Source organism: uncultured Flavobacterium sp. (genome assembly GCF_963975005.1).
Lineage (GTDB): Bacteria > Bacteroidota > Bacteroidia > Flavobacteriales > Flavobacteriaceae > Flavobacterium.
The window spans coordinates 1-26,953 of record NZ_CAXBFR010000005.1; the positions used below are offsets into that span (position 1 = coordinate 1).

Sequence of the window (26,953 nt, forward strand, 5' to 3'; positions counted from 1 at the left end):
AAGGTGTAGTAGTCGAAATTGAAACAGATGGTAATGGATTAACCGTTACTGTAGCCGAACCGTTTACAGCTCGTGTACAGTTTTCAACTGAAGTTACATCAACTAGAGAGAAAGTAGCATTCGAAGTTAAAACAGGTGTAGTAACTGTTGCCGAACCGGAACTGTTTAAAACAACAGTTTGTGTAGCTCCTAAATTATCTAGATAACTAACAGTGGCTCCAGGTGTTCCACTAATTGTAACAGTAGCCGTTTGACCCGAACAAATTATACTTGCACCGATAGCAGCTGTTGGTAATGGATTAACTATTAAATTGAATGTTGAAGTACTATATTGAGTAGGGTTTGCATTGCTTTCCATACGGACATAAATCACTTGATTTGGTCCTCCAACATAAGCAGTCGCTGGTAAAGCTAAATTATTGTCAGCATCTGCTCCAGCCTGATCTAAATGATAAGTTATTGTAAAATCTGCTGCCGCTAAACCTCCTAAAACCGCTACGTCTTGGGTTGTTAAGTTAAATGTTTCTGTACCATCATTAGAAATATCATCACAGACAATCATATCTGGTGGTGTACTAGCTTGGCAAGGAGAAACAACAGCGTCAAATTGAGTAATTTGTGCACATGTAAAACCAAAACTTTCAACTCTTACATAAAAAGTTGTTACTGTAGCTGTAGTCGTTTGTAGTGCTGATATTTGACTTGAATTATCAATTGCATCTTGCATAGTTGCATAAAACAGAACATCATAGGTAAAAGGATCTAAACCATTTAAAATTGTCGCAGAATTCTCACTTAAGTCAAAATTATTATCACAACTAAATAAATCATCTGGATTATTATTTATAACAAAACCCGGTTGATACTCAACAGCTACACAATCTATTTGAGTACATGCACTTCCAATAAATCCATTAGAAGTAGTAACACAATATATTCCTGGACTTGTTACAGTATAAGAAGGACCTGTTTCACCCGTCATAATTACGGGTCCAGAACCTGTATCAACTGTCCATTCAAAAGTAAAATCACCCGGATCTAAACCTGTGTCTAAAACTCTTATATCTCCAGGGCAAGGTGCCAAACCATTAGCAATTGTCATATCCGATTCTTCAAGACCAACTGCACCATCTCCTGGCTGATAAGTAATATTTACCGATCCAAATCCTGAATAAAAACTTGCAAACCCAATTGTACCTGATTCTCCAAAAACTCCAACCGCTGTTGAACCTGTGGATTCTACTTTTACATTTCCTGTGTAACCCGCAATTCTGTAAGTAACCCAGTTTGCATTACCAAGCACAGCTTGAGGTGCAGCAGTAGTTACGGTTCCATTTATAGAAACAACAGAACCTGCAACAGCTAATAAAATAATATTAGAAGTAAATGAATTAGATGAACCTATAGAGTTTATACTAGGAATTAAATCAACAACTTTTGGGTAAGAACAACTTAATGGCGGAATAAAATTTAAACCTACTGTATAAGTCTGTATATCACCCGCTAAAACTTGATACAGATAAACTGGTTTATCTGTTTCAATATACATATTTTGATTAAATGCTCCTTGATAATATGAAAAAGGAACAATATAATAGTCTCCAGTGTTTATGGTTGCTATAGGAGCAGCAATACCATTTACAAATATTTGAGTATTATTTTGAGTTGCTATAACTATAGGCAATTCTGTTGCAGAAGTTCCATTACCTTTAACTACTATATATTCCATTCCAATTTGTTCAATAGGAACGATTTGGTCCAAACATATGTCATTACCACCGGGAGCAGGATTTGTAGTCATATTACCCGTAGTAACAGCAACTGGTTTTGTTGAAGTCAAACGAGCCCCAATAAATCCATTTAGATTTTGTGGTATAGCAGGATTTGTATATCCAGATAAAACGACAGATTGGCCCGCTTGTAAAGTAAATGTTTGAGATCCATTATTATTAGTTCCAGTTGGAGTAGTAAAAGTAACACCAGAATCATAATCAGAAACAGTTACCGTTGTATTGTTTTCTGTGGCCATAAAACTAGAAACAAAATTTCTACTAGAATCATCCGAATTTTGAGGTACACTACCTAATCTAAAATCTTTACCTAAACCGGCTCTTCCTTTAGAAACAAATACTTCGCCATGAGCACTAGACCGAACTTTAAAAGTTACATAAAACATTTCCGATCCTGTCAATATAAGTCCATCATCGCCAGAAACTGTATGTAAACCCGCTTGAGTTACAAACATATCAGACGGCTGACCATTTCCAACTGTAAATTGTGCAGGATTTCCTGCAGAAACCGTATAAGTTCCAACAGCAAGTCCATTACCGTTAGTAACTGTTACTTGAAAAGGTGTCGTTACTGGTGTAGACAGATACACAACATGCTCTCCAACATTAGAAGCACTTCTTGAATGTAATGGGGGAAGCCAATGCTTATCACTAAGTTGACCAAACATAAAAGATGTAAACAATAATGAAAATAGTAAATATAAACGCATTTTAATATATTTTTAAGAAAGTAAAAATAAATAAAAAAATGAAGTATGTTGTCAATTACCCCTTTTTTTATAAAAAATATTTAATATAAACTTGTTTTTAGTGCCTTTTTAACATTAAAATTTTAAAATATAACAAAAAATCAATTTTTTGATAAAAATATAACAATTAAAAATGTTTCATTTTATTATTGAAAATATATAACTGAATTAGTATCGTAATAACCAATTCCATTATTTGAGGTCAGAAATATCATTTTATTTTCTGAAATAAATTCAAATTTTAAAACATTCATTTGGTAGCCAAGAGAATTTGGCAAGCCAAATTTCCATTTTAAATTAGGTTTAAAGAATAGTTCTTTTTTAGTTTTATTGTCACTTTCAATAATTTTAAAAAAACCTTTGTCTGAATAGTAATAAAATGAGTCATTAAATTTATTATAAGTACATGTGCCAATGTATTCTTTTGCTTCGTTAAAATTTAAAAAATCTTCATAGAAAGGTTCTTTATATTTAACTAAGTTTTTTAATAAAATACTTGTTGTATAATTATCATTTTCGATCATAAAAACCAAACCTCCACTTAGCATAAAATGCATTAAACTTTGTGTAATAAAAAATTTACCTTCTTTATTTTGTGCCATACCTTTTATTGGGCAGTAAATTGGCAAATTATATGGAAATTTATAATACAAATCGTCATCTATAAGCTTTACTTTATTTGGATAACTTTTCATCATTTTTAACTTATATTCTGAACTTTTTTCTGGAAAATAAGGTTCTTTTTGAAAAATATGTTTTAGTTCTAAATACCTATGTTTTTCCAAATCGAAGAATACAATATCTTCGCCAAATTCACCTAAATCAAAACACATCCAAAGTAAATTGTTAGAATCAATAAATGATAGGTTTGGCTTATTAAAGCCTCTCTTTTTACTTACTGAAAGATTTGACAACCAACTCCTTATTTTGTATAGTTTATTTTTATAAATTATTCCTGATTGGGAAATAATTAAATATTCATTTTTAAAAGATAAAATTTTATAGGCTTTAAAATATTTATTCTTTTTTATTCCTTTAAACAATTCTGAGTTAATGATTTTTACATCATTTATATTTTCAATTTTAAAAACTTTATTTTCTTTATTTAATCCAATTATATATTTTGAATTACTAGTAATTGATAGAACTTTATTTAAAATAAAACTAGATTCATTAGTCTTAATGTTAAATTTTATCAAACTATCACCATTTGTAATTGCATAAATATCATCCCCAATGATTTCAAATTCTTTATAGTTTGTATTGAATAATTTAATTTCTTTAGTTGGAATAGAATCATTTTCAACTTCATTTTGTCCAAAAAAAGAAACAGAAAAAAACAGTAAAAAGATTATAAAGATATTTTTCATTTGATAACTATTATACAATAGAGTACAATTTATAAAGAAAGGTTGGATTTAAAACAAAAAAAACCACCTTAAAAGATGGTTTTTTATTTATTACGATTTTTTTCTACAAATCAAATCCTAATTTCACTTCTAATTTTGAAGCAATAATCTTTGTAATTCTATGTTTTAATTCAGGAATTTTGATGCTTTCTATAGCTTCGTTACAAAAAGCAAACATCAATAAAGCTCTTGCTTCTTTTTTTGGAATTCCACGTTGTTGCATGTAAAACATAGCACTTTCATCTAATTGTCCAATTGTACAACCGTGTGAGCATTTTACATCATCTGCAAAAATTTCTAATTGTGGTTTTGCATTTATAGTTGCTTTTTCACTAAGTAGAATATTGTTGTTTTGTTGAAAAGCATTTGTTTTTTGGGCTTCTTTTTCAACATAAATTTTACCATTAAAAACTCCAGTTGCACTATCACCAATTATAGTTTTATAATTTTGATGACTTTCACAATTTGGTGTAGCATGTTGTACCAAAGTGTAATGATCAACGTGTTGTTTTTCACCAATAATTGTAATTCCTTTTAAAATGCTATCAATATGTTCTCCGAAATGATAGAAATTTAAGTTGTTCCTAGTTATGTTTCCACCGAAAGAAAAAGTATGAACTGAAGCTCTACTTTCTTGTTTTTGAGAAATATAAGTATTGTCGATTAAATTAGCTGTTAAATTATCATTTTGAATCTTATAATAGTCTACTATAGCTCTTTTCTGAGCGTATATTTCAGTAACCGAATTCGTTAAAACAGGGTTACTATTCAGACTTTGATGTCTTTCGATAATTTGAACGTGAGCATTTTCTCCAACAATAACCAAATTTCTTGGCTGAACCATTAGAGCATCTTCAACTCCAGTTGTAAAATAAATAATTTCGATTGGTTTATCTGCGATTTTATTTTTTGGAATATTAATATAAGCTCCTTCTAGAGCAAAAGCAGTATTTAATGATGTTAACGTTTCATCTTTACTAGCAATTTTATTGAAATATTCATCAATAACTATTTTATATTTTGGCTTGGTTAATGCCGATGACATTAAACAAACATCAATTCCTTCATGCGTTGTAGCAGATAAAAAGGAACTGAATTTTCCATCAATAAAAACAACTTTATAAGTATCTACTTCATGCAAAAAATATTTTTTTACCTCAGCAAATTCCACTGAATTTTCTTTTTTAGGAAAAACAGAAAAGTCATTTTTTAAAATTGCATTCAGTGAAGTATATTTCCAAGCTTCTTCCTTTTTTGAAGGAAAACCTTTATTTTCAAAATTCTTTATAGCGTTTGTTCGTACATCATGTAATGCTGAAGAAGTGTCTATTCTTTCTTCAAAAGCCATGAATGACGAAACTAATTTTTCTTTTAAATCCATTGTTTTGGTTTCAAATTTCAGGTTGTTTTGGTTTCAAATATTTAACTTGAAACAAAAAAACTTGAAACAAATTTTTAAACTAATTCAGCTTTAATCCAATCGTATCCTCTTTCTTCTAATTCTAAAGCCAATTCTTTTCCACCAGACTTTACAATTTTTCCATCCATCAATACGTGAACGAAGTCAGGAACAATATATTCTAGCAATCTTTGGTAATGCGTAATTACTACGACAGCATTATCTTTGCTTTTTAATTTATTTACTCCATTTGCAACAATTCTTAAAGCATCAATGTCTAATCCTGAATCCGTTTCATCTAAAATCGCTAGTTTTGGTTCTAACATTGCCATTTGGAAAATTTCGTTACGTTTCTTTTCACCACCAGAAAAACCTTGGTTTAAAGAACGAGATAAAAATTTACGATCAATTTCTAATAATTCAGATTTCTCGCGAATTAATTTTAGCATTTCGTTGGCTGGCATATCGGCTAAACCTTTAGCTTTTCTACTTTCATTAATAGCTGTTCTCATGAAGTTAGTTACTGAAACACCTGGAATTTCAACTGGATATTGAAAAGATAAGAAAACTCCTTTATGAGCTCTTTCTTCTGGAGCTAATTCAGATATCTCTAGTCCTTCTAATTCAATTGTTCCTTGAGAAACTTCGTAATTTTCGTTTCCTGCAATAATAGATGCCAACGTGCTTTTTCCAGCACCATTTGGACCCATTATAGCATGAACTTCTCCAGCTTTTACTTCAAGGTTAATTCCTTTTAATATTTCTTTATCTTCTATTGAAGCGTGTAAATTTTTTATTGATAACATTTTATGAATGTGTTTTATATTCTTATTAATAGTTGATTATCCTACAGAACCTTCTAGTGAAATTTCTAGTAATTTTTGAGCTTCTACAGCAAATTCCATTGGCAACTTATTTAGTACTTCTTTACTAAAACCATTTACTATTAAAGCAATAGCTTTTTCAGTTGGAATTCCACGTTGGTTGCAATAAAAAACTTGATCTTCTCCAATTTTTGAAGTTGTAGCTTCGTGTTCTATAATTGATGATGTGTTTTTACTTTCAATATATGGAAAAGTGTGTGCTCCACATTCGTTTCCCATTAATAAACTATCACATTGTGAAAAGTTACGTGCATTTTCTGCTCTTGACGAAATTTGCACTAAACCTCTATAACTGTTTTGTGATTTTCCGGCAGAAATACCTTTTGAAATAATGGTTGACTTAGTATTTTTACCTAAGTGAATCATTTTTGTTCCTGTGTCTGCTTGTTGGTAATTATTTGTTACTGCAATTGAATAAAATTCACCGATAGAATTATCTCCTTTTAGTATAACCGAAGGATATTTCCAAGTAATGGCTGAACCAGTTTCTACTTGTGTCCAAGAAATTTTTGCATTTTTCTCACACAAGCCTCTTTTGGTTACGAAATTATAAACTCCACCTTTACCTTCTTTGTTTCCAGGAAACCAGTTTTGGACAGTTGAGTATTTTATTTCTGCATCATCTAGAGCTATTAATTCAACAACTGCTGCGTGTAATTGATTTTCATCACGACTTGGAGCAGTACATCCCTCTAAGTATGAAACATAACTCCCTTCGTCCGCAATTAAAAGTGTTCTTTCAAATTGACCTGTTCCTGCTTGGTTAATTCTAAAATAAGTAGATAACTCCATTGGACATCTAACTCCTTTTGGAATATAACAGAAACTTCCATCAGAAAAAACAGCAGAATTTAATGCTGCATAAAAATTGTCTTTTTGAGGAACTACCGTTCCTAAATATTTTCTAACTAATTCTGGATGTTCTTTGATAGCTTCAGAAATACTCATAAAAATGATTCCTTTATCTCCTAACGTTTTCTTGAAAGTTGTAGCTACTGAAACAGAATCTACTACAATATCCATAGCAACATTATTCATTTTCTTTTGTTCATCGACAGAAATACCTAGCTTTTTGTACATGGCTAATAATTCTGGATCAACATCGTCTAATGTTTTGTTTGGATCCACTTTTTTAGGAGCCGAATAATAAGAAATGGCTTGAAAATCTGGTTTTGTGTAATGCACATTTGCCCATTCAGGTTCAATCATTTCTTCCCAAGCCCTAAAAGATTCTAAGCGCCATTCGGTCATCCATTCTGGTTCTTCTTTTTTTAAAGAAATTGCACGAACTATGTCTTCATTAAGACCAATAGGAAATGTTTCTGATTCTAGTTCAGTGTAAAACCCGTATTCGTATTCTTTATTTTCTAATTCGACTTTTAAGTCGTCTTCTGTATATTTTGACATTTTGTTTTTTTAATGATTAAAGTGAAAAACTTTCTCCACAACCACAAGTTCGTTGCGCGTTTGGATTGTTAAACACAAAACCTTTACCGTTTAATCCACCTGAAAATTCTAATATAGTTCCAGCCAAATAAAGAAAACTCTTTTTTTCTACTGCAATTTTTATATGATTATCTTCAAAGACCTTATCGTTTTCTCTTAATTCTTTGTCAAACTTTAACTCGTATGACAAACCAGAGCACCCACCACTTTTTACGCCTACTCTAACAAAATCTTGAGTAGCGTCAAAACCATCTTCTTGCATCATAGCAAAGATTTTTTTGCTTGCTGTATCAGAAACTTTTATCATTTGTTATTTTGATTTTGTCTAAATTAACGGCAAATATAAGGTATTTAGCTCTTTTTACAATGGATACTAACATTTTTATAACTTATAAGACTATAAAATAGATTTATACATAAAACACTTTATTGAATATAGCTTTTTTTGTAACTTGCAATCAAATTTTTAAAATGAAATTATATCCTATTGAAGCCGGAAATTTTAAATTAGATGGCGGTGCAATGTTCGGTGTTGTTCCTAAAACTTTGTGGAATAGAACAAATCCAGCTGATGAAAACAATTTAATTGACATTGCCGCAAGGTGTTTGTTAATAGAAGATGGAGACCGTTTAATTTTGATTGATACTGGAATGGGTAACAAGCAATCTGACAAGTTCTTTGGTTATTATTCGCTTTGGGGAAATCATTCTATTGATAAATCGTTAGAAAAATATGGTTTTCATCGTGACAATATAACTGATGTATTTATGACACATTTGCATTTTGACCATTGTGGAGGAAGTGTAATTTGGAATAAGAATAGAACGGGTTACGAAGTTGCTTTCAAAAATGCTAAATATTGGACTAATGAAAATCATTGGGAATGGGCAACTAAACCTAACAATCGAGAAAAAGCTTCTTTTTTACATGAAAACATTCTTCCAATGCAAGAAAGTGGTCATTTAAATTTTATTGATAGGCCTGAAAATGCTTTGCTAGAAAAATCTGAATTAGGTTTTGGAATATTCTTTGCAGATGGTCACACAGAAAAGCAAATGATTCCAATGATTAATTATAATGGTGAAACTTTTTGTTTTGTGGCAGATTTGTTGCCAACAGCTGGTCATATTCCTTTACCTTATGTAATGGGTTACGATACAAGACCTTTGTTAACACTTGGAGAAAAAGAAATTTTCCTTGAAATGGCTGCTGATAAAAACTTTAAATTAATCTTAGAGCATGATGCACATAATGAAATTATCACTGTTCAAAAAACAGAAAAAGGTATTCGTCTAAATGAGATATTAACTTGTAACGAGGTTTTTGACTTATAACATGTAACTATTTTAAAAAATAATTGTCTAATAACTATAAATAAATTCAAAATAATGAGAACATTTAAACCTTTTTATGTATCTGCGGCATTAGCGCTTGTATTAACTAGTTGTGGTGGAGTTTCAAAAATGGTATCAACACCTGTTGAAAACATTGATGCTATTCAAACAAAAACAACTAAATTAACTGAAAACGATTTAAAACGTTGGAGTCATTTAGATTTAGTGAAAGACTCTGTTCCTGGAATGAGTGTCGATAAAGCTTATGCTGAATTACTTAAAGGAAAAAAAGGAACAAAAGTAATTGTAGGAATCGTTGATTCTGGTGTAGATATAAATCACGAAGATTTAAAAGCAGTTATTTGGAATAATCCAAAAGAGATTGCTAATAATGGTAAAGACGACGATAATAACGGATACATAGATGATGTTCATGGATGGAATTTCTTAGGAGATGCTGTTAACGAGCAATTAGAAATGACAAGAGTCGTTAAAGCTGGCCCAACTGCTATTGATTATGTTGAAGCTAAAGCTCAATTAGATGCTGAGAGAGGAGATGCTCTTAAAGGAAAAGAAATGTATGAAGGTTACTTAAAATCGGTAAAAGATTTAAAAGAATACCTTAAAAAAGACGACTTTACATTAGAAGATGTTAAAGGAATTACTTCTGATAATGAAACTATAAATAATAATAAAGCTTTCTTCACAAGAGTTTTATCAAGAGTTTCTTTAGCTGATTTTTCTGAACAAGTTAAAGGTGGTGTTGATCATTTTAATGACCAATTAAATTATAATTTAAATCCTGATTTTGATGGTCGTAAAGTTGTTGGAGACAATCCAAATGACATCAACGACACAAAATACGGAAACAATAATGTAGTTGGACCAGATGCTGAAGAAGCATTACATGGAACTCACGTTGCTGGAATTGTAGCTCAAGTAAGAGGAAATGGTCTTGGTGGAGATGGAGTTGCAAACTTAGTTGAAATTATGGCTGTAAGAGCTGTTCCTAATGGAGACGAATACGATAAAGATATAGCTTTAGGAATTCGTTATGCAGTTGACAATGGTGCTAAAGTAATCAACGGTTCTTTTGGAAAATATTTTTCTCCTCATAAAGAATGGGTTCAAGATGCTTTAAAATACGCTGCTAAAAAAGATGTTTTAGTGATTTTTGCTGCTGGAAATGATGCTAAAGATTTAGATGTAATAAATAAGTACCCAAGTGATTCTTATGATGGCGCTCCTGAAGTTTCTGATAATGTTTTAATTATTGGTGCTTTAAATGCAACTTATAGTTCTAATATGGTGGCTCCTTTTTCAAACTATGGAAAAAAGAACGTAGATGTTTTCGCTCCAGGAATGCAAATTTATGCTACTACACCAAATAATAACTACAGATATTTACAAGGAACTTCAATGGCTTCTCCTAATGTTGCTGGTGTTGCTGCTTTAATTCGTTCTTATTATCCAAAATTATCTGCTGCTCAAGTAAAACAAATTATTATACTTAGTGGAACGCCACTAAAAAATGCTGTTTTGGCTGGAGAAGATCAACACGATGCAAATTTTGCTGAAATTTCTAAATCAGGAAGAATAGTAAATGCTTACAACGCATTACTTATGGCTTCAAAAATGTAATAAAACTTTTTAAGTTTCAAATATAAAACCACAAAGTCATACCAGTAATGTGCTTTGTGGTTTTTTTAAATAAATCACTATGAAAAAAACACTTTTAATTACGCTTATTTCATTTATTGGATTTGCTCAAAATAATCCAAATCTTGGTTATTGGCAACAACATGTTGACTATAAAATGGATGTGAAAATGGATGTGAAAAATTATCAATATACAGGAACACAAGAATTAGTTTATACCAATAATTCTGCTGATACTTTACGTAAAGTATACTATCATTTATATCCAAATGCTTTTCAACCAGGTAGTGCAATGGATGTTCGATTGCAAACTATTTCTGATCCAGACAAACGAATGGTAAGAAAGTTTAAAGTTGCCGAAAAAGAGGTTACAGAAAGTAGAATCAAAACTTTAAAACCAGATGAAATTGGTTATTTAAATATCTCAAACTTTAAACAAAACGGAAAAAATGCAACAACAAAAGTAGTAGGAACTGTTTTGGAAGTTACTTTAGTTGAAGCATTATTGCCAAAATCAAAAACAACCCTTTCACTAACATTTGAAGGTCAAGTACCATTACAAGTTAGACGTTCAGGAAGGAATTCTGAAGAAGACGTAGCCTTATCCATGGCGCAATGGTATCCAAAAATGGCCGAATATGATTTTGAAGGCTGGCATGCTGATCCATATATTGGTCGTGAATTTCACGGTGTTTGGGGAGATTTTGATGTAAAACTAACAATTGATAAAGATTACACTATTGGTGGAACTGGTTATCTACAAAATAAAAACGAAATTGGTCATGGTTACCAAGAAAAAGGAATTGAAGTTAAGTATCCTAGAAAAACAAAAGAATTGACTTGGCATTTCGTAGCACCAAATATTCACGACTTTACTTGGGCAGCTGACGGCGATTATGTTCATGACATTTTGATTGGTGAAAATAATGTGGAACTGCATTTCCTTTACAAAAACAAAGCAGAAAACATAGAAAACTGGAAAAAAATGCAACCAAAAACGGCTGAATTATTAGTCTTTTATAATAAAAATGTAGGTCCATATCCTTACAAACAATATTCTGTCATTCAAGGGGGTGATGGTGGAATGGAATATGGAATGTGTACTTTAATTACTGGAAACAGAAGTTATGGTAGTTTAGTAGGTGTCACAGCGCACGAGTTTGCCCATTCTTGGTTTCAATTTGTATTGGCTACAAATGAATCTAAACACGAATGGATGGATGAAGGGTTTACATCTTTCATTTCAGATTTAGCAATGAATGAAATTATGCCTCCAAAAGAAAAAGAAGATAATATTTTTGAAAGCGCTTATAAAAACTACACCTATTTAGCCAATTCAGGAAAAGAACAACCGCTTTCTACACATGCAGATCGATATGATTATAATATGTCTTATAGTATTGGAGCTTATAGCAAAGGAGAAGTTTTCTTAGCGCAATTAGGCTATATTATTGGAACAGATAATTTAATGAAAACTATCAAACGTTATTATTACGATTACAAATTAACGCATCCAACACCTAACGATATAAAAAGAAGTGCTGAAAGAGTTTCGGGAGCAAATTTAGATTGGTATTTAGTGGATTGGACACAAACCACAAATACAATTGATTATGCGATTAAAAATGTTGAAAGTGCAACAGATGGTGTTCAAAGAACTGCTATTACTTTAGAACGAAAAGGAAGAATGCCAATGCCTATTGATTTACTCGTGGTTTATGAAGATGGTTCGAAAGAAACATTTTACATTCCAAATACTTTAATGCGATTTGAAAAAGAAAATCCATATTTAGATATTAAAAGAACCGTTTTAAACGGATGGGATTGGGCGTATCCAACATATACTTTTGAAATTCCAAAAGCTAAATCATCTATAAAAGCAGTTGTTATTGATCCAAGTGGATTAATGGCCGATGTGGATAGAGCAAACAATATTTATGATTAACTAAATTGTATTTTGATAAAAAATAACACCCCAAAAAACAAATTCTTTTTGGGGTGTTATTTTTTTGTATTTTAAATTGTTTACCGGTTTTCTTGCTTTAATAAATCGGTTTTCTTTTTAATAATTTTTATTACAACAATAACAAAAATTAATATTATTAAACTATATAATAAAAACGGGTTTAAATCGGTTTGATTTTCAGTTAATATTCCTAAATAATCATAAAAAAAGAAAATAAGTATTAAAAGGAAAAGACCATTAATTTCTTTTCTAACGACTTTTTTCCAACTAAATGTAAGATTGGGTTTTACAAAGTTTTTAAAATCTGGGACAAAAGCAGGAACTTTTTCTGCCCATTTTAAATAATTTTCTCCAAATTTACTTCTTAAAAATTTCTCTTCAGAGAACATTATTCTTTCATAATAAACCCAATACAGAAGTGTAAATGCAACTGCAAACCAAAAGTTTTCAGACATCATTGCTAATCCTAGCCACATAAAATAATTTCCTAAATATAATGGATGTCTTACTAATGAGTATATTCCTGTTGTATTTAAACTATCCGCTACTTGTGTTTTTACCGTTCTACCAGAAGTGTTTTTTGGAACATATCCAATGACAAAAATTCTAATTAATAATCCCAAAAGACTTACCCCCAAACAAAACATTTCAAAATAAAGTTCAAAAGGGGAATTTTTTAAATAAAAGGTCTCAGGATGCATTTCCGTTTGTAAAAAAAGGAGTAATCCAACAGCTAAAATGATAATGGGTAGAACACCCCTATATCTAAATAACCAAATTCCTTGTTGTTCTAGTTCTTCTTGTAATGCCATTGTTTTTTTTATTAATTAAATTCAAATATAAAGAAAATATTTTTGCTGTTTCGAAGTATTATATGATCAAAAAAATGTTTTAAGAACTACCTTTTTAAGAAAAGCACTTGAACTGATTTGTATATTGCCTTTAAGTTAAAAAATCATTAGAAATAAAAAAAGCTGATTTGTTCAAGTTTAATAAAACGACAATGTTTGTGAAAAACCTCAATAAAATTGAAAAAAGCTATCGTAAAACAGAAGTCTTTTTTTATACCTTTGCTGCATGGCATTCACTTATCCAAAAACCGAAAAGCTTAAAAGCAAAAACACCATAGATTTACTTTTTAGTGAAGGAAAATCTGTTTCCAAATATCCATTGCGATTGGTTTTTGTAGAAAATCCTTTAGAAGAAAAGGAAATAATAAAAATGGGCGTTTCTGTTTCAAAAAAGTATTTTAAAAATGCTGTTGACCGAAATTATTTTAAACGTTTATTGCGTGAAACCTATCGTTTAAACAAATACATCTTAGTTGATAAATTAGAGAAACCTTATGCTTTCATGTTTTTTTATCAATCAAAAGACCGCTTAACTTATCAAGAAATTAACGAGAAAACTATCCAGCTTTTCCAAAAATTTATTGAAAATGTTAAGTAAAACCTAACTTTGGTTTACTTTTTGATCAATTATAATTACATTCGTATTTCATTTTACTTAATTCTATTGTTATGAAGTCCATTTTTAGAAAAAGAATCATTATTCCCATTATAGCTGTTTCGTTTTTATTTGTTGGAGTTAGTTTCAAAGGAGATTTCTTTGAATTAGCCAAACAAATTGAAATTTTTACCAACTTATTCAAAATCGTTAATCAAAATTATGTGGATGAAACTAATCCCGGTGATTTGATGGATAAAGGAATAAAAAGCATGTTGAAAGAGCTCGATCCTTATACCGTTTTCTTTAATGAACAAGATGTAATCAAATTCAAAATCAACAACACCGGAGAATATACTGGAATTGGAGCTATGATTACTCGAAAAGAAGATAAAGTCATTTTAAAAGAAGTTTACAAAAATTTTCCTGCAGATAAAGCTGGTTTAAAAGCTGGTGATGAAATCATTCAAATTGATGATGTTTTACTAAAAGACTTTAAAGAAGACGCATCGCAATTGCTAAAAGGAACAAAAAATACTAAAGTAAATATTGTTTATTTCCGACAAGGTAAAAAAACGAACGGAACTATCATTTTAGATGAAGTTGAATTAAAAGCGGTTCCATATTACAAATTATTGGAAGACAATATTGGTTATATCGTTTTATCAAAATTTACTGAAAAAGCGTCTTCAGATACTAAAGCAGCCTTATTAGATTTGAAAAAACAAGGAGCTACCAAAATTATTTTAGATTTAAGAGGAAATCCAGGTGGTTTATTGGGTGAAGCTGTAAATATTTGCAATTTATTTGTGCCTAAAAACGAAACAATTGTTACTACAAAGTCGAAAGTTGAAAAACACAACAGTACTTATAAAACAAGAAACGAACCGGTTGATTTAGAAATTCCGTTAGCTATTATTGTGAATGGAAGAAGTGCTTCAGCATCTGAAATTGTTGCCGGTGCTTTACAAGATTTAGACAGGGCCGTTGTGGTTGGAAATAGAAGTTTCGGAAAAGGTTTAGTACAAAGACCTTTGAATTTATCATACGGAACGCAAGTAAAAGTCACAATTTCTAAATATTATACTCCTTCAGGAAGATGTATTCAGGCTTTAGATTATTCACATAAAGATGAAAATGGAAAAGCTATTCGTACTGACCAAAAAGATTATACAGCTTTTAAAACTAAAAAAGGTAGAACCGTTTATGATGGAGGTGGAATTATGCCAGATATGGAAGTTTTAGAAACAAAACCTTCAACAATTTCAAAAGCATTGACGGCAAATGATGCTATTTTTAATTATGTAACTGAGTTTTATTATAAAAACCAAAACAACCCTAATGTCCTTTTTACTAATTCAGATTTTGACGGCTTTAAACAGTTCGTTAAAAAGAATCAGTACAAAATGAACACAGAAACCGAAAAAGCACTTGAAAACACTCTAGAAATAGCCAAAAAAGAAAATATTGACGGAAACATTCAGTCTGAATATAATTTGTTGAAAGCAGCTATTGAAAAAAGCAACGAAAAAGAACTTGACAAAAATAAAGCTGAAATCATTATGCTTTTAAACGATGAAATCATTACTCGTTTTCAATATAAAGAAGGTTTGTATGATTATGATGCCAAAAACAATATTGAAATCAACAAAGCCAAAGCCGTTTTAAAAAACACATCAGATTATAACAAAATATTAAAAAAATAATGCGCTTTCTTAAATACATTTTTCTGCTTTTTATCATGACTTCATATGCTCAAGACGATGAAGTAATACAATCTATTTATTTTGATTTTGACAAGTTTGACATACGCAAAGACCAACAAAAAGAACTTAAAAAATTCATTAAAACTATTGATACATCAAAAGTAGAGTCAATACAAATTCATGGCTATTGTGATGATAGAGGAAAAGACGCTTATAATTTTGACTTATCTACAAAAAGAGCCAACACTATTAAAGACTCATTGTTGTTAAATGGCATAAAAAATAAAATTATTGTTTCTATTGAAGGAAAAGGAAGCATTGTAATCGATGAAGATTTAGAATCAAATATTCCTGATGTTCGTTCCAAAAACAGACGTGTTGATGTTTTAATAAACTTTAAACCTTTACTTAAAGAAAAGAGAACAAAGCCAGAAAATTATACTGTTTTGAGAAAAGATGTCATTGTTGGAGACAAAATCACATTAGACAAAGTTTTTTTTGATAGAGGAAGTAGTAGACTAACAACTTCTGCAAAAAAAGAATTGGATAAAATTGCGATAAAAATGCACCGTTTTCCCAAAATACAACTTGAAGTTCAAGGCCATATTTGTTGTACACCTTCTTATCAAAAAGAAGCTATTGACAAAGACACCAGAAAACGCGAATTATCTGTCAACAGAGCAAAATCAGTTTATAAATATCTGATTTCTAGAAGAGTTAATGAAAAAAGATTGATTTATAACGGTTACGGAAACACACAACCACTTGGAAATAGTACTGAACAAGACAGAAGAGTTGAGTTGGTGATTACTAAGATTGATTAATTGTTTAATTTTTGAAATCATACAAATATACAAGTTATGCACAATTATACCTAAAAATCTAATAATGAACAAACTATACCTAATTTTAATATTTATTTGTATAAAATCGAATGCTCAAAAAAATTTTGAAGGGTTAATCAAATTCACTACTTATATTTCAACAACTAAAATTGCTCCAAAAGATTTTGATAAAGATCTCGAAAAAAAATATGGAGATAGTTTAATAATGTATTATTCAGCTAATGGTGATTTCAAAAGAGTTCACAAAAATAGTGATAAATTTGGCACAGACTATCAATTATATATGGCGAAAAAAGGTGTACTTTACATAGCAAGTAAAGAAAAATATGTTGATTCTTTAAATGTTAAGTTAAATTCCCTAGAATTAAAAAATAAGAAAAAAATCAATAATGAAATTATAATAGGTTTGGATTGTGAATGCTATCAATATGAAGCAACTAGTATGTATCAACAAAACGTTATTCTAAATTATTGTTTCAGTAAAAAAACACCTAAACTTAATGAAAAATTATACTCTCAGCATAACGATTTTTTCTTGTATGATTTTTATAGAATCTCTAAAAGACCATATCTAAAATTCTCAATTCGCACTGATGAATTTAATATAACATATGTTGCGAATGAATTAATTAATCAAAGTTTAAATAAAGACATTTTTCTATTAAAATAACTGTGCATAAAAGCAATTACAAGAAATTGCTAGGCTTGGTTTTTGTCAGAATTTTTGATTTCTGAAACAAAATTTTGTCAGTATTTGTAATTGTCAGTAAATGAAGTACGCAACTTCTTGTAGCTGCGAAACGTTTTACCTCATTAAAAAACATGAACAAAGAAGAATTTTACTCTTTAAGCTTTAACTCAAACAATGTAGAATTATTTGTAGAGGTTATTGGCGATTATGACGACCAAAAACTTAAGACAGGTATTTACAATCCTAACCCTTTGAAAGTGATAAAAAGTCAAGGAAGAAAAGCTTATGATATAGTTCGCTTTGAAGACGTTTTTAATTTCCTGATATCGCCTAAACTTCTTAAATCATTTGAATCAAATGATTTAACTGGATGGAAAACATACACAATTGAGTCGGATATTGAACTAGATGGATATAAAGGATTTCAATGTACTTCTTCTTGCGGTTCACCCATTCGTCCAAAGAATAGTGGCTTTGTGACAGGTTATAACTTTGACTTAAAAACTTGGGATGGTAGTGACTTTTTCATACCTGAAACCACAATGATGATTATTTGCTCTAATAAGGCTAAAGAAGTTATTGATAGCTTTAAGATTAAGAATATAGAATTGGAAAATCTAAAAACGCTTAAATGGTATAACGCATAAAAAACGAATGCACAGCACCGTTTATAATTAATTGCTATGGCTTATTCTCATCTGGAAAATTCCTTCGGAATTTTCTCTGGCAAGTATTTGTTTACTAAATTACTTGCTGAAACACGCAACTAATCTTACACAAAACGCTAGCTTAAAACTGAGAGCAAAATTTTTGAATGAAATTTTTGAATAGAACAAGAGCGTTTTAGTATTATTAACGTTTTTAATCCCTTTTACGTTTAGCGAAAAGTAATCGTTTTCAAAATCCACCAAAATCGCTAAGCGAACTAATATTATCAATAATGTAAAATGCATCACAAGTACTTTTCTAAATCTAACAAAGAACAAAACCAAATTCAGTTGAAGATTGGCTCTGCTGCTTTCGCTTTGAATTTAATAGTTTTAGTATTATCAATTTTGAGTGGTTTTTACTTTTTTATTTATCTTTCAATAATTATAACTCTTTCAATAATTGCTCCCTTTTATGATATTCCAGCCCTTAAAAATAAAGGCAAATTGATTTACTATTCTTCTCTTTTTATTACCGAAAAAGAAGAAAAAGGAATCATTAAAATTCACGGTGGTTCATTGTTTGATTATGTTTTTGTTATAGACAAATCATTAGGTGGGAAGCAAAGAACCAATTTTGTACTTCAAAAATATTTAGAAGGGCTTTTGAATTTAATAAAAGCCTGTGAGGAAAATCATAATACTTTTGTTAAAATAAAGGGGACTTCTTACTTTCTAAATGCAAGAACAGCAGAAAAAATCGGATTAAAAATTATTAAAACTGACTTTAATCAAAAACTGATCCTAACATTTAATTATGTTAATATTCTAATGTCAAATTCAATTGCAAAACGAAAGATTTCATTTCCAAAATTGACTAATATTAAAACGTTTGAAAGTAATGTAGTCGAATTAATTAAACAGAGGGAATTTATTGAAGGATTAAATGATAAGTTAAAAAACGCAATTGCTAAAAAGGTTTAAAACAATATGTGTTAAGTGACTTACATAAAAAAATGGAAATTTTGTACTAATCACTTATTCTATCAGCGATACTTTGCGCAAAATAGAAGTGTTCCTCTTTTAGAATGCATGAAGACTTTTTCCTACATGAATTTTATGCAAAATATGAAAGATCTTATTTAAAATTTCTAATTAAAGTACCTGCATTTACAATCACAGCAACTGAGTACTTGGAAAAATCATTAAATGATGAGTAAATAAAGATGAAATAACATCGCTAAACAACAGTTTATAGAAATTGAAAGACGTTACTTTCTCTTCATCTGAATATGAGGAATATCATCTTCTAAATACATTTCGCTAGTTTGTTCAAATTGATGTGCTTCGTAGAATTTTTTTAGATATTCTTGCGCTGAAATTGTAATAGTTGACGTTTTGAATTCTTTTTCAATCGCATCAATAGAAACTTTCATTAAATCGTGTCCCCATTTTTTTGCTCTTACTTTTTGGCTAACCACTACTCTACCAATTGAAGCTTCGTCAAAATAATATCCTTTGTCGAATAATCTGGTGTAAGCCACAATTTCGTTTTCATAAAACCCTAAAACGTGTAAAGCTTTCTCATCTTTACCGTCAATGTCTTGATAAACGCAGTTTTGCTCTACCACAAAGACTTCACTTCGTAATTTAAGTAATTGATATAGTTCGTGAATAGAAAGTTCGTTAAATCGCTTTATTTGAAATGTTAGCATGTCTCGATACATTGAATTAAAAAAGAGCAAAAAACCAATTTATAAAAATGAGTTGCTTTGCTCTTCAATAATATAATTATTATTTTATAATTTTTGCTGAATTTATAATTGCTTCCAATTCAAACATATGATCTCTTTTAGCTTTTGAAGGCAGATAAGTAAATCCTTCAATAACAAGATAACGATTATTCTTAGTGTCTTTTATAGCGTAATTCACAAAAGGTCCAGCCATAAAATCATTTTTTAAAACCCAAGTACCTTTTGCTAAATAAGTAAATTTGTTGTCTAATTTAGTTTCAAATAAATAAGGTGCATAAGCTTCTTCAGTAATCATCCATGTATTTGGTAACATGCCGCGAATATTAGCTTTTCCTATAGAATCTCTAATGTTAATTATATTTTGAACTATATCCTGATTTTTCTCAATACTTTCTATAGGCACTTCATAAATTAAAATACTATTATAACCTGACTGATATTCTTTTCGCAACCAAATAAATTTATCTTTAACAGTATCGTATTCATAGCCATAACCAATGTTCATAGATAAACCAAACATGTCTTTTATCTTTTTATCATTAACCAATGATTTTTTCATTCGTTTTTGATTCTCAATAATTTCTCCGTTTTTAATCGTTTTGATTATTTCTTGCGCTTTTGTTTCAATAACTTTTAATAAATCTTCATTTGTTTTTCCAGATATAAAAAAAACATTTTGAGGGGCTGCATATAAATCTTTAGAAGCTCCAAACCCACTTTTATCAGCTTTTTGAACAACAATAATATTTCTTCCTTTTTTTACAAAACCATCAAATATTTTTGTAGGATATTGATTGATGTTAAACAAAGGTTCTTCTTGAGGCAAACCATCTACTGGAGCAGCCAGTTTTTTTCGCAAAGAATCTCCAATTTCGCCATTCCAAAGTGGCTCATCAATAAAAATAGAAACGTTATTAATATTTCCTGATGATTCAGAAAGTCCTTTGTTATTTGAGGCTTCTTCTTTGCAAGAAAACAATAAAAAAGAAACAAACAGAAGTAGAATAGATTTTTTCATTTGAGGTTGATTTAATAAAAATTTACCCGTTTATTTTCAATTTCATTCCGGGATGAATATTATCACCACTAATATCGTTCCATTTTTTTAAATCATCTGTAGAAACTCCAGGATATTTTTTTGCAATAGTGTATAATGAATCTCCATTTCTAACTATATAAGTAGTTGTGCCAGTAGATCTAGAAGATTTTGAATTATCTTCTTTTGTACTATAAATTTTCAATTTATTTCCGGCTTTGATTGTTGAAGACCTTAGATTATTCCATTTTTTTAATTCTGTAACAGAAACATCATATTTTTGTGCAATTAAACCTAAACTTTCTCCACGTCTTACAGAATGGTAAGCTAATTTACTTTTTGTTTTGGTTTCTTTATATTCAACTACATTTGTTTCCTCTGGAGTTGAAATTTCAACAATGGCATCTTGTGCTTTTTCTCCACCATTTTTTACATAATCAATGTAAGCATAAACCGCTTCTTCATTAGAAACAAATAAACCGATTTTGTCTTTTGGTAATCTTAAAAAGTGTGGTTTATCTTCGTTAAAAGGAATTATGTTTAATTTATAAATTGGGTTTAAAAATTCTACTTGATCTTGAGGAATATCAAATAATTCCGAAACTTGTTTGAAACTCATTTCTCTTCTAACCTTAATTGTATCCGTTTCGAAATAAGTTAAAACTGCTTTTTTAGGTTTAATTCCTAATTCTTTTTTGTACTCATAAATGTACATTGTTGCTAAAAAGGCTGGTACATAATTAGCTGTTTCTCTAGGAAGGTTTTTTCTAATATTCCAATAATTTTGACTTCCTCCTGAACGTCTTATTGCTTTTGAAACATTTCCTGGGCCAGCATTATATGAAGCTAAAACTAAACTCCAATCTCCAAAAATTTTATACAAACTTGATAAATATTGACAAGCTGCTTCAGTTGCTTTTAAAGGATCGTATCTTTCGTCAACATAAGAATTGACTTCTAAATTAAATTGTTTTCCTGTTGGATACATAAATTGCCAAAGACCAGAAGCACCAACTCTACTTTTAGCTTTTGGGTTTAATGCTGATTCTACAATTGCTAAATATTTAATTTCTAAGGGCACATCATATTTTGCTAAATGTTCTTCAAACATTGGAAAATAATATTCAGAAATAGCCATTAATCGTTCAAAACTTGGTTTTCTGTTTTTTAAGAATGATTTTATTACATTTTCTAGTGAAGCATTGTACTCAATATTAAACGGTGACTTATCATCCAATTTCTTAAGTCTTTTCTTAAGGACTTCTGTTGACATTTCGTAGGCAACGGCTTCTTCAATATTTAATTCAGAAACATCTTCATACATTGTATCAAAAAGCTCTTGGTTAGATAATTCTTCCATCCATCTGCTATCAATACAAGTACTTGTGCTATGGTTAACAAAAGACGCTTTTAAAGAATCTAAATAAGATACTTTTGCAACTGTTTCTTCAATTAAATTGGCTTCTACACTTTCTTGTGCAAAAGAAATTAATGGTAATAGTAAGCATAAAATGTTTTTGATTCTCATTTTGCAGGAATTTGTAATTTAGTAATTTGTTAATCTATGATAACTCAAAAAAGTCAAAAATAGTATTATTATTGAATAATTGCTTGAATTCCAGGTAAAGTTTTTCCTTCTAACATTTCCAACATTGCTCCACCACCAGTAGAAACATAACTTACTTGATCTTCTAAACCAAATTGTTTTACTGCTGAAACCGAGTCACCACCACCAACAAGTGAGAAAGCACCATTTTTAGTCGCTGCCGCTATATATTCTCCAACTTTAATTGTTCCATTAGCAAAACTTGGCATTTCGAAAACACCAACTGGTCCATTCCAAAGAATTGTTTTTGATTTAAGAATTACTTCTTCAAAAATTTCAAGCGATTTTGGTCCAGCGTCTAAACCTTGCCAACCATCTGGGATCTTAGTTACATCGATAATTTGAGTTTTAGCATCGTTAGAAAAAGCATCAGCAGCAATTACGTCTACTGGTAAATGAATTTGTACTCCTTTTTCTTTAGCTTGTTTTAAAATTTCTAAAGCTAATTCTAGTTTGTCATCTTCACAAATAGAATCTCCAATACTTCCGCCTAAAGCTTTAATGAAAGTAAAAGTCATCCCTCCACCAATAATCATGTGATCAACTTTATCCAAGATATTTTCAATAATTGTAATTTTTGAAGACACTTTTGAACCTCCTAAAATTGCAGTAACTGGTTTTTGTGAATCTTTAAGTACCTTATTGATGCTTTCAATTTCTTTGGCTAATAATAATCCGAAATATTTGTCATTTGGAAAATAGTTAGCAATTATAGTTGTTGAAGCATGTGCTCTATGTGCTGTTCCAAAAGCATCATTTACAAATAAATCTCCTAACGATGCTAATTTTTTTGCAAAATCAGAATCTCCTGCTTCTTCTTCACTGTAAAACCTAAGGTTTTCTAGTAGAAGTACTTGGTTTGGTTGTAGATTACTTGCTTTTGAGTGTGCATCGCTTCCAATACAATCTTCTGCAAAAAGTATTTCTCTTCCTAAAACTTCTGAAACTTTATCAATAATATGCTTTAATGAATATTTTTCTTCCTTCCCTTTTGGTCTTCCTAAATGTGACATTAAGATTACACTTCCACCGTCATTCAAGATTTTATCAATGGTAGGTTTTGCAGCTTCAATTCGTGTAGCATCCGTTACATTAAAATTTTCATCTAAAGGAACATTAAAATCTACTCTGATAATGGCTTTTTTACCTTTAAAGTCTAAATTATTGATTGTTTTCATAAGAAGTTATTGTTTTCAGTTTATTGAAATTGATCTATTTTTATACAAAATTAAAAAAGACTCACAAATGAGTCTTTTTTTAATACTAATTTAACGTTTACACGAGTTCGTCTTCTTTTGATCTCGTGGCAACCATTTTTTGTTGGGGACAAAAAGGGTCATTATAATCTATATTCTGTTCATTACTTACTAATTGATCTGGACTTGTATTTACTAACATTATCCAGGTATCTCCAAAATACTTTCCGTTTACATTTGAATAATATAAATTTAGAGCACTAGACCACGAATCATTTTTACTTACAAAGACATATCTGTAATTATTTTTTGGGTTGATAAAGAAATTTGCATCAATACCTAGGCTTCTTAATTTTGCAACAAAACGAGTCGCATTTCTATGAACAGCAAAGACATTTGCAATTACATAAAATCCACGTTGTTGATTGTAAATCTCAACCATTGGTCCAGGAATTGCAGTAATTTTTTGTTTTTGTCCATGTTGACTTTGTGCTACTTGGCTCAATTTCTCGCTAATCATAACTGGGTCAATATTTGTTGTGTTTGATGCAACAACCTCATTGTTCTCCGTCTTAACTTTTGGGTGACTAACTACAACTTCTTTTTTTGGAGCTAAAACAACATTATTAGTGTTTTCTTTTGGAGTATCAGCTTTAGCAACAATTATTGTTTCTTTTTTGATTGGTTCTATTACTTTAACTTCTACTTTAGCTGTTTCAGCAACAATAACCTCTTTAGATGGAGTTATAGTTTCTGGCTTTATTTCATTTTTAACAATTGTTGTTATAGGTTTGGTATTATCTGCAATAACTGATTCTGCTATAATTGGAGTTACTTCAACAGCTTCTATTTCGTTACTATTATTTGAAACAATCATAACTGGTTCTTTATCAACATCTTGAACCTCTACATTGAAAGCATTAAAGAACATAAAGTACCTATCACCAACTGTTTTGAGCTTTAAGGTTACATTATCTGTATTATTTTGGATGACAGAATTGTCAGGATTTCCAATTGTTATTAAACTTGTATCATACCCTAAAGTATTTTTACTGTTTGGATTTCTATCGGTAAAATATTGGTCGTTTATAATAATGTTACTGTTGAAAAAATTATTTTCTAATTTTAATGGGCTACTCAATAATGTAAAAATTTCACTTAATTGAGATTTTATTTGCAGTTGATCACCAGCCAAGTTATTATCTCCTTCTAAACCGGCACAAGCTAATTTAGCAAAAACATTTCCTTCAGGTAAAGTTTTGAATCCTGTAAATAATATTTCAGTCGATTTATCTGTTACACCTGCAAATCCATCATATGAAGAAATAAATTTTGCCGTTTCATTATCATCTTCAAAAACAAAAAACATTGTCCATCCACCAGAAACACCACCTTCAATAACTCCTTGAGTTGCTTTTATGTTTGCTACTGTATATTCCCCTGAAGGACTTCCTAATTGCTTTACTAAATCAGTAATGTCAGCATAGACTGCATAAGGAGCACTTTCATCAAATCCTTTTTTGTCTAAACCATCAAAAATTATATTTCCTTTTATATCTACATATCTAGATTCTCCAGGAAGTTTTAATTTAATTTGATCAAATGCTTCTCTATTTTTGTCAAATGCTTTAAATTTGTTGCGTTTCGTTTTGATTCCGCTATTGTATTTATAAGTAGCAGACCAGTATAAACCAGCATAAACTATTTTTTTGTTTTCTTCATTTTCAAGATATAATGTTGCAGCACTAGAACTGAAAGTAGACATGTCGCTATCAATATCAATGTAAAACATTTCAAACTCGTCATTAAGTTTGGCTGTTTTAGTTGCATTCATATATGGCATGTTTGGATTATTTCCATAATCTTTTCTGTTTACAATGTTATTTGCAATCACAGTCATATCTCCTTTAACATAAGATTGATATCTCACTTTAAAAGGAACGGGTAATTGACCATAAGAAAAAGATGTTGCAAAAAGAATTGCAAACATTAACCCTAAATTTGAAATTTTGCTTAACATAATACTTAGTTTTACAATTATTATACTAAAGATTCATTAACAACTAATTTTGTGTACATTTACTTTTTTTGTTAGCAAGTGGACTCAAATTGATGATAAAAGAACTGTTTTTAAATCTTTTACTAAACTATTAAGAATAGTGTTTGGTTTATCAACAACAGAGAACGAGTTGTTAACAATTTTTATTGTGTTATTAACAAGATATAAAATTTAGCGCATAAATAATGTTTAAAAATGTAATTGGAAATAAAAAAACGGTAGATTACTTAACCTCAAGTGTTGATGGTAGTAGACTTGCGCACGCGCAGCTTTTTGTTGGACCTGAAGGCATTGGTTTGTTGCAAATTGCTATATCTTATGCTAAATATATACTGTGTAATGACAAAAATGTTGAAAACTTTGATTGTGAAAAGTGTCAAAACAAGGTCATTCAACTGTCACATCCTGACATTCACTATGCATTCCCAGTCACTACAACTGAAAATGTAAAAAGTCATCCTGTTAGTGATAATTTCCTAAAAGAATGGAAAGAGTTTATTAATCAACAACCCTTTGGAAGTCTTCAAGATTGGTATACGCATTTAGGTGTAGAAAAAAAACAGGGCCAAATCGGTGTTGATGAAGCTCTAGAGATTGTAAAAAAACTTTCTTTGAAATCTTATGAAGGAGGTTATAAGATCATGATAATTTGGATGGCTGATAAAATGAATACGGCAACTTCCAATAAAATTCTTAAAATTTTAGAAGAGCCACCACAAAAGACAATTTTTTTACTAGTCACCGAAAGTGTTGAAGAAATCATCTCAACTATAACTTCTCGTTGCCAAATCATTGAATTTAAAAAACCTGAACAACGTGAAATTGAAGATTTACTGAAGACAAAAGGAGTTCCTGATGCTCTTGCAAAAAAACAGGCCCATTTAGCACAAGGAGACATTAATAAAGCTCTGAAATTAGCTAATAATGAGAAGGATGACAAATTGTTTGAGGAATGGTTTGTAAAATGGGTTAGATCTGCCTTTAAAGCTAAAGGAAATGCTTCTTCTATTCTAGATTTAATAAGTTGGAGCGAAGAAGTGGCAAGCTACGGAAGAGAAGTTCAGAAGCAGTTTTTACATTATTGTATTGAGTTTTTTAGACAAGCTATGTTAGAGAACTATACAGCTGATGATTTGGTCTATTTAGATGAAGGATTAGACGGTTTTGAGTTGAAAAAATTCGCACCATTTGTAAATGGTGGAAATATTAACGAAATTTTTAAAGAAATTTCAGAGGCAATTTACCATATTGAACGGAATGGAAACGGTAAAATCATATTAACTGATTTATCAATTAAATTGACCCGTTTAATTCATAAAAAATAGATAGT

General features: G+C 30.1%; 22 protein-coding genes. 10 read left to right on the forward strand and 12 right to left on the reverse strand.

The window, feature by feature from the left end; genetic code table 11:
- The 6 genes from AACZ53_RS01270 to AACZ53_RS01295 all read right to left on the reverse strand — a co-directional run.
- On the reverse strand, window positions 1–2,500 hold a 2,500-nt coding region (locus AACZ53_RS01270), incomplete at its 3' end, for a hypothetical protein (protein ID WP_339833806.1).
- 185 nt (window positions 2,501–2,685) lie between these two features.
- Window positions 2,686–3,909 (reverse strand): hypothetical protein, encoded by a 1,224-nt coding sequence (locus AACZ53_RS01275; RefSeq protein ID WP_339833808.1) that lies wholly within the window; start codon window positions 3,907–3,909, stop codon window positions 2,686–2,688.
- Between the two features lie 103 nt (window positions 3,910–4,012).
- Window positions 4,013–5,329, reverse strand: a complete 1,317-nt coding sequence (sufD, locus tag AACZ53_RS01280; protein WP_339833810.1) for a Fe-S cluster assembly protein SufD — start codon at window positions 5,327–5,329, stop codon at window positions 4,013–4,015.
- Window positions 5,330–5,403: 74 nt separating this feature from the next.
- Window positions 5,404–6,153 (reverse strand): Fe-S cluster assembly ATPase SufC, encoded by a 750-nt coding sequence (sufC, locus tag AACZ53_RS01285; RefSeq protein WP_339833813.1) that lies wholly within the window; start codon window positions 6,151–6,153, stop codon window positions 5,404–5,406.
- A 36-nt stretch (window positions 6,154–6,189) separates the two neighbouring features.
- On the reverse strand, window positions 6,190–7,638 hold the full coding sequence (sufB, locus tag AACZ53_RS01290; protein ID WP_339833816.1) for a Fe-S cluster assembly protein SufB: 1,449 nt from the start codon (window positions 7,636–7,638) through the stop codon (window positions 6,190–6,192).
- A gap of 16 nt (window positions 7,639–7,654) precedes the next feature.
- Complete coding sequence (locus tag AACZ53_RS01295) at window positions 7,655–7,984, reverse strand: iron-sulfur cluster assembly accessory protein (protein ID WP_339833819.1); 330 nt, start codon at window positions 7,982–7,984, stop codon at window positions 7,655–7,657.
- A 164-nt stretch (window positions 7,985–8,148) separates the two neighbouring features.
- On the opposite strand from AACZ53_RS01295, the gene AACZ53_RS01300 reads away from it, so the two are divergent.
- From AACZ53_RS01300 to AACZ53_RS01310, 3 genes are all read left to right on the forward strand, one after another.
- Window positions 8,149–9,012: an MBL fold metallo-hydrolase gene (locus AACZ53_RS01300; protein WP_339833821.1), complete on the forward strand. Its 864-nt coding sequence runs from the start codon at window positions 8,149–8,151 to the stop codon at window positions 9,010–9,012.
- A gap of 54 nt (window positions 9,013–9,066) precedes the next feature.
- Complete coding sequence (locus tag AACZ53_RS01305) at window positions 9,067–10,653, forward strand: S8 family peptidase (RefSeq protein ID WP_339833823.1); 1,587 nt, start codon at window positions 9,067–9,069, stop codon at window positions 10,651–10,653.
- Between the two features lie 79 nt (window positions 10,654–10,732).
- A complete protein-coding gene (locus AACZ53_RS01310) occupies window positions 10,733–12,616 on the forward strand; it encodes a M1 family metallopeptidase (protein WP_339833826.1) in 1,884 nt (627 codons plus the stop codon).
- 80 nt (window positions 12,617–12,696) lie between these two features.
- Here AACZ53_RS01310 and AACZ53_RS01315 read toward each other — a convergent pair whose 3' ends face one another.
- The gene (locus tag AACZ53_RS01315; protein WP_339833828.1) at window positions 12,697–13,449 is read right to left on the reverse strand and encodes an isoprenylcysteine carboxylmethyltransferase family protein; all 753 of its coding nucleotides are present in this window, start codon (window positions 13,447–13,449) and stop codon (window positions 12,697–12,699) included.
- Between the two features lie 265 nt (window positions 13,450–13,714).
- On the opposite strand from AACZ53_RS01315, the gene rnpA reads away from it, so the two are divergent.
- From rnpA to AACZ53_RS01345, 6 genes are all read left to right on the forward strand, one after another.
- Window positions 13,715–14,086 (forward strand): ribonuclease P protein component, encoded by a 372-nt coding sequence (rnpA, locus tag AACZ53_RS01320; protein ID WP_339833830.1) that lies wholly within the window; start codon window positions 13,715–13,717, stop codon window positions 14,084–14,086.
- A 71-nt stretch (window positions 14,087–14,157) separates the two neighbouring features.
- On the forward strand, window positions 14,158–15,789 hold the full coding sequence (locus AACZ53_RS01325; protein WP_339833833.1) for a S41 family peptidase: 1,632 nt from the start codon (window positions 14,158–14,160) through the stop codon (window positions 15,787–15,789).
- A complete protein-coding gene (locus AACZ53_RS01330; protein ID WP_339833835.1) occupies window positions 15,789–16,613 on the forward strand; it encodes an OmpA family protein in 825 nt (274 codons plus the stop codon). The genes AACZ53_RS01325 and AACZ53_RS01330 overlap by 1 nt, the downstream gene beginning before the upstream one ends.
- 64 nt (window positions 16,614–16,677) lie before the next feature.
- On the forward strand, window positions 16,678–17,304 hold the full coding sequence (locus AACZ53_RS01335) for a hypothetical protein (RefSeq protein WP_339833837.1): 627 nt from the start codon (window positions 16,678–16,680) through the stop codon (window positions 17,302–17,304).
- 152 nt (window positions 17,305–17,456) lie between these two features.
- On the forward strand, window positions 17,457–17,972 hold the full coding sequence (locus AACZ53_RS01340; RefSeq protein WP_339833839.1) for a hypothetical protein: 516 nt from the start codon (window positions 17,457–17,459) through the stop codon (window positions 17,970–17,972).
- 300 nt (window positions 17,973–18,272) lie between these two features.
- The gene (locus tag AACZ53_RS01345) at window positions 18,273–18,956 is read left to right on the forward strand and encodes a hypothetical protein (RefSeq protein WP_339833841.1); all 684 of its coding nucleotides are present in this window, start codon (window positions 18,273–18,275) and stop codon (window positions 18,954–18,956) included.
- Between the two features lie 287 nt (window positions 18,957–19,243).
- Here AACZ53_RS01345 and AACZ53_RS01350 read toward each other — a convergent pair whose 3' ends face one another.
- From AACZ53_RS01350 to AACZ53_RS01370, 5 genes are all read right to left on the reverse strand, one after another.
- Window positions 19,244–19,687, reverse strand: coding sequence for a GNAT family N-acetyltransferase (locus AACZ53_RS01350; RefSeq protein WP_339833845.1), 444 nt, complete (start codon window positions 19,685–19,687; stop codon window positions 19,244–19,246).
- 79 nt (window positions 19,688–19,766) lie between these two features.
- Complete coding sequence (locus AACZ53_RS01355) at window positions 19,767–20,744, reverse strand: DUF4837 family protein (protein WP_339833847.1); 978 nt, start codon at window positions 20,742–20,744, stop codon at window positions 19,767–19,769.
- A 22-nt stretch (window positions 20,745–20,766) separates the two neighbouring features.
- On the reverse strand, window positions 20,767–22,290 hold the full coding sequence (locus AACZ53_RS01360) for a transglycosylase SLT domain-containing protein (RefSeq protein ID WP_339833850.1): 1,524 nt from the start codon (window positions 22,288–22,290) through the stop codon (window positions 20,767–20,769).
- Between the two features lie 68 nt (window positions 22,291–22,358).
- Window positions 22,359–23,546, reverse strand: coding sequence for a phosphoglycerate kinase (locus tag AACZ53_RS01365; RefSeq protein WP_339833853.1), 1,188 nt, complete (start codon window positions 23,544–23,546; stop codon window positions 22,359–22,361).
- Between the two features lie 97 nt (window positions 23,547–23,643).
- The gene (locus AACZ53_RS01370; protein WP_339833855.1) at window positions 23,644–25,584 is read right to left on the reverse strand and encodes a hypothetical protein; all 1,941 of its coding nucleotides are present in this window, start codon (window positions 25,582–25,584) and stop codon (window positions 23,644–23,646) included.
- 224 nt (window positions 25,585–25,808) lie between these two features.
- Between AACZ53_RS01370 and AACZ53_RS01375 the strand changes: the two genes are divergently transcribed.
- Entirely contained in the window at window positions 25,809–26,948 is a 1,140-nt protein-coding gene (locus tag AACZ53_RS01375; protein WP_339833857.1) for a DNA polymerase III subunit delta', read from the forward strand.
- The last annotated feature ends 5 nt before the right edge of the window (window positions 26,949–26,953 follow it).

Excerpts from the sequence above, each read along its gene's own strand:
- AACZ53_RS01275 (WP_339833808.1), bottom strand. The coding sequence starts at position 3,909 with ATGAAAAATATCTTTATAATCTTTTTACTGTTTTTTTCTGTTTCTTTT.
- sufD (WP_339833810.1), bottom strand. The coding sequence starts at position 5,329 with ATGGATTTAAAAGAAAAATTAGTTTCGTCATTCATGGCTTTTGAAGAA.
- sufC (WP_339833813.1), bottom strand. The coding sequence starts at position 6,153 with ATGTTATCAATAAAAAATTTACACGCTTCAATAGAAGATAAAGAAATA.
- sufB (WP_339833816.1), bottom strand. The coding sequence starts at position 7,638 with ATGTCAAAATATACAGAAGACGACTTAAAAGTCGAATTAGAAAATAAA.
- AACZ53_RS01295 (WP_339833819.1), bottom strand. The coding sequence starts at position 7,984 with ATGATAAAAGTTTCTGATACAGCAAGCAAAAAAATCTTTGCTATGATG.
- AACZ53_RS01300 (WP_339833821.1), top strand. The coding sequence starts at position 8,149 with ATGAAATTATATCCTATTGAAGCCGGAAATTTTAAATTAGATGGCGGT.
- AACZ53_RS01305 (WP_339833823.1), top strand. The coding sequence starts at position 9,067 with ATGAGAACATTTAAACCTTTTTATGTATCTGCGGCATTAGCGCTTGTA.
- AACZ53_RS01310 (WP_339833826.1), top strand. The coding sequence starts at position 10,733 with ATGAAAAAAACACTTTTAATTACGCTTATTTCATTTATTGGATTTGCT.
- AACZ53_RS01315 (WP_339833828.1), bottom strand. The coding sequence starts at position 13,449 with ATGGCATTACAAGAAGAACTAGAACAACAAGGAATTTGGTTATTTAGA.
- rnpA (WP_339833830.1), top strand. The coding sequence starts at position 13,715 with ATGGCATTCACTTATCCAAAAACCGAAAAGCTTAAAAGCAAAAACACC.
- AACZ53_RS01325 (WP_339833833.1), top strand. The coding sequence starts at position 14,158 with ATGAAGTCCATTTTTAGAAAAAGAATCATTATTCCCATTATAGCTGTT.
- AACZ53_RS01330 (WP_339833835.1), top strand. The coding sequence starts at position 15,789 with ATGCGCTTTCTTAAATACATTTTTCTGCTTTTTATCATGACTTCATAT.
- AACZ53_RS01335 (WP_339833837.1), top strand. The coding sequence starts at position 16,678 with ATGAACAAACTATACCTAATTTTAATATTTATTTGTATAAAATCGAAT.
- AACZ53_RS01340 (WP_339833839.1), top strand. The coding sequence starts at position 17,457 with ATGAACAAAGAAGAATTTTACTCTTTAAGCTTTAACTCAAACAATGTA.
- AACZ53_RS01345 (WP_339833841.1), top strand. The coding sequence starts at position 18,273 with ATGCATCACAAGTACTTTTCTAAATCTAACAAAGAACAAAACCAAATT.
- AACZ53_RS01350 (WP_339833845.1), bottom strand. The coding sequence starts at position 19,687 with ATGCTAACATTTCAAATAAAGCGATTTAACGAACTTTCTATTCACGAA.
- AACZ53_RS01355 (WP_339833847.1), bottom strand. The coding sequence starts at position 20,744 with ATGAAAAAATCTATTCTACTTCTGTTTGTTTCTTTTTTATTGTTTTCT.
- AACZ53_RS01360 (WP_339833850.1), bottom strand. The coding sequence starts at position 22,290 with ATGAGAATCAAAAACATTTTATGCTTACTATTACCATTAATTTCTTTT.
- AACZ53_RS01365 (WP_339833853.1), bottom strand. The coding sequence starts at position 23,546 with ATGAAAACAATCAATAATTTAGACTTTAAAGGTAAAAAAGCCATTATC.
- AACZ53_RS01370 (WP_339833855.1), bottom strand. The coding sequence starts at position 25,584 with ATGTTAAGCAAAATTTCAAATTTAGGGTTAATGTTTGCAATTCTTTTT.
- AACZ53_RS01375 (WP_339833857.1), top strand. The coding sequence starts at position 25,809 with ATGTTTAAAAATGTAATTGGAAATAAAAAAACGGTAGATTACTTAACC.